General features: G+C 64.2%; 2 protein-coding genes and 3 pseudogenes. 3 read left to right on the forward strand and 2 right to left on the reverse strand.

Annotated elements, in window-relative coordinates:
• On the forward strand, positions 1–236 hold a 236-nt coding region (locus tag MKK70_RS01830; protein ID WP_243945568.1), incomplete at its 5' end, for a carbohydrate-binding domain-containing protein.
• A 12-nt stretch (positions 237–248) separates the two neighbouring features.
• Here the strand turns inward: MKK70_RS01830 and MKK70_RS01835 are convergent.
• Positions 249–1220 (reverse strand): annotated as a pseudogene (locus MKK70_RS01835) (IS630 family transposase).
• Between the two features lie 127 nt (positions 1221–1347).
• On the opposite strand from MKK70_RS01835, the pseudogene MKK70_RS01840 reads away from it, so the two are divergent.
• Both MKK70_RS01840 and MKK70_RS01845 read left to right on the forward strand, forming a co-directional pair.
• Positions 1348–1545: pseudogene (locus tag MKK70_RS01840) on the forward strand (transposase); the annotation flags it as partial.
• An 86-nt stretch (positions 1546–1631) separates the two neighbouring features.
• Positions 1632–2150, forward strand: a pseudogene (locus tag MKK70_RS01845) (helix-turn-helix domain-containing protein); the annotation flags it as partial.
• A gap of 9 nt (positions 2151–2159) precedes the next feature.
• Here the strand turns inward: MKK70_RS01845 and MKK70_RS01850 are convergent.
• The coding region (locus MKK70_RS01850) for a transposase (RefSeq protein WP_409568232.1) at positions 2160–2296 on the reverse strand (137 nt) is incomplete at its 5' end.

Consider the following 2296-nt stretch of genomic DNA (forward strand, 5'->3'; position numbering starts at 1 on the left):
GTCAGACCCAGGACATCACCCTGACGGGCAACTTCGGCTCAGGCGCTCACGATGTCGCGGTGAAGTTCATCGACAACGCCGACAACGGCTGGGGCAACGATCGCAACCTCTACGTCCATCAGGTCACGCTCGACGGGCAAACCTATGCGGGCGACTTAGCGATCAATCATGCCGGCAACAATAGCAACAACGTTGCAAATTTTTACTTCAATGGAAGCGCTGACTGGCATCTCTAGAGCGTTTTCGGTTTAATCTGGTTCGTATCCTGTGGCTTTGAAGAAGTTGGCGCACTCGTCTGGGGTAACGGTGTCAATGAGGTATCCGATTGCCGACCACAGTCCCTTGATAGTGCGTTCGGCAGCTTTACGCAGCGGCGCCTTCAGCTTCGAGAACGCCACCTGAGGGGTCCCCAATCGACAATTCGAGTGGGGTATCCCCTGATGGGGTTGAAGGCGGAGCTTTAGGGCGAGAGGAACAGGAGCCGTGCGCCGACCGCTTCGATGGCTGCCCGTACGGCCGGTCCTTTGTGGCTGCCGAGGTTGTCCATGACGACGATGTCGCCGGGGACGAGTTTGGGCACCAGGACGCGATCGACGTAGGTCTGGAAGGCGTCCCGGTTGATCGGCCCATCCCGCACGAACGGGGCGGCGATCCCGGACAGGCGCAGGCCCGCCACTAAGGTCGTGATCTTCCAATAGCCATGCGACACAGGCGAGCACAGCCGCTCGCCGAGCGGCGGACGCCCGCGGGTGCGGGCCATGTTGGTCGAGGTCCAGGTCTCATCCAGGAAGACGAGGGGGGGTTGGATCGAGGTCGGGCTGACCCGCAAACTACGCCTCGCGCGCCGCCTTCACATCCGGGCGTTCCCGCTCGGTGGCGTGAGCTGTCTTTTTTTGTACGTCAGGTCGCGTGCGTCGAGGAAGCTCCACAAGGTCCCGAACCCGACCGTCAGATCGTGCTCGTCCCGAAGCCGGGCGCGCATCTCCTCCAGGGTGATGTCGTCTTGTCCGTCGATCAGGCTGCGCAGGAACGCCTCGTGCGGACCGAGCTTCGAGCGGCGTGCCCGTCCTTGGGGACGGGCCGCCACTGTCCCGGTCGTCCTTAGCGCAGCCATCCAACGGATCGAGGTAGCGACACCGACTCCAAACCACGCCGCCGCTTGCCGGCGCAGCGGCTTCCACCACCCGCTCGCGCAGGTCCTGGCTGTAGGGTCGTCCCAGCCGTTGCTCCTCCTCCAGAGCGATCAGTGAGTCCGCCTAACAGCGCCAAGTGAACCCCACCTGCCCGATTCAGCGCACACGGAAAACGCTCTAAGCGGTGGTGTACGGTGTGAACCCCAGCAACACTCTTGGCCGCTCGCGTGGCGGCTATGGGACTAAGGCTTGTGTGATCGCCGACGGGCAGGGCCGCGCCATCGCCTTCCAGCTGGCGCCCGGTCAGGCCCATGAACTGCCCCATGCGGTTCCGCTGCTCGACCAACTTCCCGGCGTGCCCAAGTGGGTTGTCGGGGACCTTGAATACACCAGCCACGCCTTTCGTGAGCACAGGTGTGGGCCTTCAATAGGTTGTTCATCCGGTCAGCAGCGAGAAAAGCTGTCGTTGCGAAACTTCAGAGCCCTCGGAGAGACCGGATGAACATTCACCAGAATGCGCGTTTGACGCCGTCGGATCGAGAGCGGCTGGCGCGGAGCGGGCTCGCTCCGAAGGTAGTGGCCGCGACAATGGGGGTCTGTGCCAAGACGGTGCGCAAGTGGGTGGCCCGCTTCGAAGCCGAAGGACACGCCGGGCTGCAGGACCGCTCGTCGCGACCCCATACCCTGTATCGGCCGACCTCGGACGAGACGCAGGAGGCGATTGTGCGCTTGCGTCGGCAGCGCCTGACCGGCCAGCAGATCGCCCGTGATCTGGCTGTGTCGCCGGCCACCGTCAGCCGGGTGCTGCGTCGGCACGGCCTGAGCCGCCTCGGCGACATCGAACCACCCGCGCCCGTCCAGCGCTACGAACGCGCGAAGCCAGGCGAGTTGATCCACATCGACATCAAGAAGCTCGGCCGCTTCGAGCGCGTGGGCCATCGCATCACCGGCGAGCGCACGGGCCAGGGCAAGAGCTGCGGCATCGGCTGGGAATATCTCCACCTGGCCGTCGACGACTAGGGCGTGTCATCGCTTGAGCCAATCGAGGGCTACAGCGCGGGAGAGGACGCCCATGAAGCTGGCGGCGGTCTTCTCGTAGCGGGTGGCGATGGCACGCCATTCCTTGAGCCTGGCCCAGAGGTGCTCGACCTGACTGCGGTTGT

The organism is Methylobacterium sp. E-041, from assembly GCF_022829665.1.
In the GTDB taxonomy this organism is placed as follows: domain Bacteria; phylum Pseudomonadota; class Alphaproteobacteria; order Rhizobiales; family Beijerinckiaceae; genus Methylobacterium.